Consider the following 6,931-nt stretch of genomic DNA (forward strand, 5'->3'; position numbering starts at 1 on the left):
CCGGAAAGCGCGTCAACGGTCGAGGGCAAGCCGCGGGCAGGCTGTCGGCGAGCGTGTGCCTGCTCGTGCTTTGCGCCGCCACGGTGCCGGCGATGCCGCGCGCCCATGCGCAGTCCGGCCTTGAGGCGCTCACCGCCGCCAGCCCCGACGAACCGCTGCTGCTACAGGCCGACGAACTGGTCTACAACAATGACGAGCGCACGATTTCGGCCGTCGGCGGCGTGCGAATCGACCATGGCGGCACGCGCCTCGTGGCCGACCGCGTCACCTATATCGAGACGAGCGGGCGGATGGTCGCGACCGGCGGCGTGGAGATCCTCCAGCCCGACGGGGTGCGGCTGACCGCCGACGAGATCGACATCACCGACGACTTCCGCGACGGGTTCCTGAACGCGCTGCGCGTCGTCACACCCGACAATGTGCGCTTTGCGGCCGAAAGCGCCGAACGGCGCAGCGGCGCGGTCACCGTCTTCAACCAGGGCATCTACACGGCATGCGAGCCCTGCCGGGAACGCCCCGACAAGCCGCCGCTGTGGCAGATCAAGTCGCAGCGCACGGTCTGGAACAGCGAGGAAAAGACCGTCACCTTCGAGAACGCCCGGTTCGAGTTCCTCGGCATGCCGATCGCATGGCTGCCCGTGTTCACCACGGCCGATCCCACCGTGCGGCGCAAGACCGGGTTCCTCGCCCCCGGCTTCAGCTTCGCCGAGGAGCGCGGCTTCGGCGTGTCGGTGCCGTTCTTCGTCAACCTCGCCCCCAACCGCGACCTGACGCTGACCGGCACGGGCTATACGCGGCAGGGCTTTCTGGGCGAGGCCGCGTTCCGCCACCGGCTCGAAGGCGGCACCTACACGCTGAAGACGGCCGGCATCCGCCAGGCCCGCCCGGACGCGTTCGGCGCCGGGACCGTCGACCGCATGCAAACCGCGCGCGGCATGATCGGCACGACCGGCCGCTTCCAGATCAATCCGCGCTGGAGCTTCGGCTGGAACGGCCTGCTGCAAACCGACAAGAACTTTTCGCGCACCTACAACATTGCCGGCTTCAACGCCGAGGTGATCCGCAACGAGGTCTGGCTGACCGGCCTTTCGGGCACCAATTTCCTCGACGCGCGGGCGATGCATTTCGACGTCCAGGACAATGTGCCCGATCCCGGCGGGCGGGGTCCGCGCCAGCCCTCGGTCCTGCCGAGCATCGACTATCATTACGTGCTGCCGCGGCCGGTGGCGGGCGGCCGGCTCGCCTTCAAGCTGAACACGCGCGGCATCGTGCGCGAGCGCGCCGATACGCGCCTGGCCGCGGGGCCGGCCGACGACAATTTCGCAACCTTCGGCACGGACGGCGCCTCCTGGCGGCTGACCACCGAAACCGAGTGGAAGCGCACCTTCACCGCGCCCGGCGGGCTGCTCGTCACGCCGCTCCTGCACGCGCGCAGCGACGCCACCCATCTCGACCTGAACGCCGCCGGCCCGCTGTCGCAGACGATGGAGGCGGCCGGCACGCCGCTCGCCGCCAACGGCACGCACTGGCGCGGCATGGCGACGGCCGGCATCGAGGCGCGCTGGCCGGTGCTGATCTCGGCGCCCGGCTCGCACCATGTGATCGAGCCGATCGCGCAGATTTTCGCGCGGCCCGATGCGCCGAACGGCGCGGCGCTGCCCAACGAGGACGCCCAGAGCCTGGTGTTCGACGCCTCGGACCTGTTCGCGCGCGACAAGTTCTCGGGCTTCGACCGGATCGAGGGCGGCGTGCGCGCCAATGTCGGGCTGCGCTATAACGGCCAACTGGGACCGGACTGGAGCGCCAGCGCGATCTTCGGCCAGTCCTACCACCTGGCGGGCGACAATCCCTATGACGATGCCGACCTGGTCAATGCAGGCGCCGATTCGGGGCTTGAGACGGACCGGTCGGACCTTGTCGCCCATCTGGGCGTGCGCCATGCCAGCGGCTTCGGAGCCACCGCCGATGCGCGGTTCGACGAAAGCGACCTCGATGTCAGGCGGGCCGAGGCCGGCCTGTCCTTTTCCAACGAGACGATCGCGCTTTCAAGCAACTACGCCATCCAGAAGGCACAGCCGACCTACGGCTTTGCGACCGATCGCCATGAGGTCTCGGGCGGCGGCTCGGTCCGCCTTGGCGAGGATTGGCGCGTCCTGGGATCGGCGACCTACGACATCACCGACGATCGGATGACGCGCCGGGCGATCGGCCTTGCCTATGACGATGAGTGCTTCGCGTTCGGCTTTTCCTACAGCGAGACGGTCGATACGTCCGACGCCATCACCCGCAGTTTCGGTCTGCGCTTCACGGCCAGGACGCTGGGCGACATCGGCGTGACATCGTCGGGACTGGACTTCTGACGGGCGGCCGCGACCGACACGGCGCCATCGTTTCGCCGCGATGGGCGCGCAGTCAGCCGGCCGAACTTGTGATTGACCCGGCCGGCCGATATGAGGAGCCGGAAGAGACGGGGAAGCCATCTGTTGAGGATCGCCATGGTTCACCAACGCTTGCGCCGCCGCGCGGCCGCGCTGGCCATCGCCGCCGCGGTTGCCGCAACGTCGATCTGGAGCCCGCTCGCCCCGCTGGGCGCAAGGCCGGCCGCCGCCTCGGAAATCCGGGTCATCGTCAATGACGAGATCGTCACCAGCTACGACATCGCGCGCCGCGCCGCCTTCCTGCGGTTGCAGCGCCGCGACGGCAACGCGACCCGGCAGGCGACCGAGGACCTGACCGAAGAGGCGCTCAAGCGCCATGCGGTCCGGCGCGCGGGCATAAGGATCCCCGATTCGACCGTCAACGAGGCGTTCGCCAATTTCGCGCGGCGCAACGACATGTCGGCCGGTCAGATGACGCAGGTCCTCGACCAGTCGGGCGTCACGGTCGACCACTTCAAGGAGTTCATCCGGCTACAGATCGGCTGGGGGCAGACGGTGCAGCTTCGCGCGCGCGCGGCCGGCCGGATGATGAGCGAGCAGGAGGCGGTCGCGCGCATGCTCCAGCAGGGCGGCCAGAAGCCGACCTCGACCGAATATATCCTTCAGCAAGTGATCTTCCTGGTGCCGGAGGACCAGCGGGGAGGGCTGCTGGCGGCGCGGCGCGCCGAAGCCAACCGGATGCGCGGCCTCGTCAACGATTGCGGGCGGACGATCAGCCTCGCCCAGGGCCTGCGCGACGTGACCGTGCGCGATCTGGGCCGCGTGCTGGAACTTGAACTGCCCAGCCGCTGGGCCGACGATGTGTCCGGCCTGGGGGCCGGCCAGACGACCAAGGTCAGGGACACCGAGCGCGGCGCCGAGTTCATCATCGTGTGCCGGGCGCGCCAGGTCAGCGACGACCGGGTCGCCCAGCTTCAGTTCTCAACCGAAGCGCTCGAAGCGGACGGCGGCGACGCAGGCACCCGTTTGCTTGAGGAACTGCGCGCCGATGCCCGCATCCAGCGCCGCTGACGCGCGCGCCGTCGGCGCGGGCGCGGCCGATCCGGCGCGTGCGCTGGCGGTCAGTTGCGGCGACCCCTCCGGCATCGGCCCCGACATCATCCTTGCGGCCTGGTCGCGGCGGACGGCGCTTTCGCTGCCGCCCTTCTTCTGCCTGGGCGATCCGGACCAGTTGAGCGCGCGGGCCGGCCGTCTCGGACTGACGGTGAACATCACAGAGGCGGCGCCGGCGCGGGCCGCGGCCGCTTTTTCGACCTCGCTGCCGGTCGTGCCGCTGCGAAACCGCCTCGGAGAGCGGCCGGGCGTTCCCCTGCGGGCCAACGCGGCCGGCGTGATCGAGGCGATCGACCGGGCGGTCGCCCTGACCATGGCCGGCGAGGCGGCCGGGGTCGTGACCGCGCCGATCGCCAAGAAGCCGCTCTACGAGGCTGGGTTCGCCCATCCCGGCCACACCGAATATCTGGCCGAACGCGCCGCGCGGCACACGGGCGAACGGGTCCGGCCCGTGATGATGATCGCCGGCCCCACTGTGCGCACGATTCCGGTGACCATCCACATCCCGCTCGCCGCCGTGCCGGGCGCGCTGACGACCGCGCTGATCGTCGAGACGATCCGCATCGCGGACCGCGACCTCAAGGCGCGCCTTGGCATCGCCGCGCCGCGCATCGCCGTCGCCGGCCTCAACCCCCATGCCGGCGAGGAGGGCGCGCTCGGCGGCGAGGACCGGGCGGTCGTCGCGCCGGCGGTCGCAAGGGCGCGCGAGGAGGGCATCGACGCGCGCGGCCCCCTGCCCGCCGACACGCTGTTTCACGCCGCCGCGCGCGCCGGCCACGATGTCGCGGTGTGCATGTATCACGACCAGGCGCTGATCCCGGCCAAGGCGCTCGATTTCGACGAGGGCGTCAACGTCACGCTCGGCCTGCCATTCGTGCGCACATCGCCGGACCATGGCACCGCATTCGCCATCGCCGGCACGCAAGAGGCGCGGCCCGACAGCTTCATCGCCGCCCTGAAGATGGCCGCGCGCATGGCGGGCCGGCGCGCGGCCGCCGCGTGAGCGAAAGGCCGGCGCGCGACGGGCTGCCGCCGCTGCGCGCGGTCATCGAGGCGCACGGGCTGGCCGCGCGCAAGGCGCTCGGCCAGAATTTCCTGCTCGACCTGAACCTGACCGCCAAGATCGCCCGGCAGGCCGGCGACCTGTCCGCCACCACCGTCATCGAGGTCGGACCGGGGCCCGGCGGGCTGACGCGCGCCCTTCTGACGGAAGGCGCGCGCCATGTCGTCGCGATCGAGCGCGATCCGCGCTGCCTGCCGGCACTGGCGGAAATCGCCGCGCACCACCCCGGCCGGCTGACCGTGATCGAGGGTGACGCGCTGGACATCGATTACGCCGCCCTGCCCGAGGCGCGGGGCCGAACCGCGATCGTGGCCAACCTGCCCTACAATGTCGGCACCGCGCTTCTGGCGGGCTGGCTGTCCGTCTCGCCATGGCCGCCCTTCTGGGCGTCGATGACGCTCATGTTCCAGCGCGAGGTGGCCGAACGGATCGTCGCGGCGCCGGGCGATCGCGCCTATGGGCGCCTGGGCGTTCTGACCGGCTGGCGGGCGCGGGCGGCGATCCGTTTCGACGTGCCGCCCCAGGCCTTCCGGCCGCCGCCCAAGGTGACGTCGTCGGTCGTGCACATCGCGCCAAGGGCCGACCCGATCGCGTGCGACCGCGCAAGGCTCGAAACCGTGACCCGGCACGCCTTCGGCCAGCGGCGCAAGATGCTGCGCCAGAGCCTTGCGCCGCTCGGCGGGACGGCCCTTCTGGAGCGGGCGGGGATCGACGGCACAAGACGGGCCGAAACGCTCTCGGTCGCGGAATGGTGCGCCCTGGCGAACGCGCTATGATCACTTTCGCTTTTCGCTGAATCGCCCGAGCGGCCCAAGTCTTTGTTTTGCCGCAATTGCGGACGCGAAACCGATTCCCACTTTCGCTGGAATTGCTCTATGACGGCGGCTCGGTCGCGCGCGATGTCGACAAAAGAGCGTTGACGAAATCGAACAGGCCGAGCCGGCGGTCGCGGCGAAGCCTTTCGGCGCGCACGATGGCGCGCAGCGCATCGAAGGCGCGGCCCAGATCGTCATTGACGATGACATAGTCATATTCGTGCCAGCGCTCGATCTCCACGGCCGCGTTCCGAAGGCGCCGCTCGATCACCTCCGGCCTGTCCTCGGCACGGCGCATCAGCCGGGCGCGCAGTTCGGCCATGGAGGGCGGCAGGATGAACACGGACACGATGTCGGCGCGCATCTTCCGCGTCATCTGCTCGGCGCCCTGCCAGTCGATGTCGAACAGCATGTCGCGGCCCTCGCCCATCGCCCGTTCGACCGGCGCGCGCGGCGTGGCGTAATGGTGGCCGTGCACCTTGGCCCATTCGAGCAGATCGTCATCGTCGCGCATGCGCATGAAGGTGCGTTCGTCGACGAAGCGATAGTGCACGCCTTCGATCTCGCTGCCGCGCCGCGCGCGCGTGGTCACCGAGACCGACAGTTCGAACCCCGGATCGGTCTCCATCAGATTGCGCGCAAGGGTCGACTTGCCCGCCCCCGAAGGCGAGGACAGGACGAGCATCAGCCCGCGGCGGGCAATCGTCGCACCCATCTGCTTTGCGTCGTCTTCGCCGGTCGCGCCCGCCACGCCCTGGTCCCCCATTGCCGTCCCCTATTGCAGGTTCTGCACCTGCTCGCGCAACCGGTCGATCACCGTTTTCAACTCCAGGCCGATCGCGGTCAGGCCCGTCGAGGCCGATTTCGAGCACAGCGTGTTGGCCTCGCGGTTGAACTCCTGGGCGAGGAAGTCGAGCTTGCGGCCGATCGCGCCGCCGGCCGCAAGATGATCGCGGGCCGCCGCGACATGGGCCATGAGGCGGCCGATCTCCTCGGCCACGTCCGCCTTGGCCGCAAGGATCGCCGCCTCGGCGTCCAGCCGCACCGGATCGAGCGCTGTGTCCGCCAGAAGCCGGGCGATCTGCCCTTCAAGGCGTGCCCTGATCGCCTCGGGCCGGCTTTCGGGCTCGGCGTCTGCGCGGCCGGCAAGCGCCTCGATCGCGTCGATATGGCCGGCCACCAGCGCGGCCATGGCCGCGCCCTCGGCGCGGCGCGCCTCGATCAGCGCATCGAGCGCCGCATCGACCAGGGCGACAATCTGTGCACCGTCGATCCCACCGCTCCGGGCAATGCCCTCATCGGTCGTGACCACGCCGCGGAGCGCCAGGATCCCGTCGCTTGTGGGCGGCGCGATGCCCGTTTCGGCCGACAAGGCGAGGGCTTCGGCGGCCAGGCGGCGGAAGGTCCCGGCCTCGATGGCGGGCGCTCCGGCCCCGGTATCGGCCGCGACGGCGATGCCGACCTGGAGGTTGCCGCGCGCGATGCGCGCACCGATGCGCTTCCTGATGGCGGGCTCGTGGGCCTCAAGGCCCAGCGGCAGACGCAGCTTGACGTCCAGCGCG

6 protein-coding genes are annotated in these 6,931 nt (G+C 70.4%); 4 read left to right on the forward strand and 2 right to left on the reverse strand.

The window, feature by feature from the left end:
• The 4 genes from AC5E6L_RS13110 to rsmA form a co-directional block, all read left to right on the forward strand.
• Positions 1-2,360: LPS-assembly protein LptD (locus tag AC5E6L_RS13110; protein WP_491773857.1), on the forward strand; the 2,360-nt coding region annotated here is incomplete at its 5' end.
• A 135-nt stretch (positions 2,361-2,495) separates the two neighbouring features.
• Positions 2,496-3,449: a SurA N-terminal domain-containing protein gene (locus AC5E6L_RS13115; protein WP_491773859.1), complete on the forward strand. Its 954-nt coding sequence runs from the start codon at positions 2,496-2,498 to the stop codon at positions 3,447-3,449.
• The gene (gene pdxA, locus AC5E6L_RS13120; protein ID WP_491773861.1) at positions 3,427-4,494 is read left to right on the forward strand and encodes a 4-hydroxythreonine-4-phosphate dehydrogenase PdxA; all 1,068 of its coding nucleotides are present in this window, start codon (positions 3,427-3,429) and stop codon (positions 4,492-4,494) included. Before AC5E6L_RS13115 ends, pdxA begins: the two co-directional genes overlap by 23 nt.
• Entirely contained in the window at positions 4,491-5,330 is an 840-nt protein-coding gene (gene rsmA, locus AC5E6L_RS13125) for a 16S rRNA (adenine(1518)-N(6)/adenine(1519)-N(6))-dimethyltransferase RsmA (RefSeq protein ID WP_491229243.1), read from the forward strand. The genes pdxA and rsmA overlap by 4 nt, the downstream gene beginning before the upstream one ends.
• 97 nt (positions 5,331-5,427) lie before the next feature.
• Here the strand turns inward: rsmA and gmk are convergent, their stop codons facing one another.
• Entirely contained in the window at positions 5,428-6,135 is a 708-nt protein-coding gene (gene gmk / locus AC5E6L_RS13130) for a guanylate kinase (RefSeq protein WP_491229244.1), read from the reverse strand.
• 9 nt (positions 6,136-6,144) lie between these two features.
• Positions 6,145-6,931: YicC/YloC family endoribonuclease (locus AC5E6L_RS13135; protein ID WP_491773864.1), on the reverse strand; the 787-nt coding region annotated here is incomplete at its 5' end.

Source organism: Roseitalea sp. (assembly GCF_984466335.1).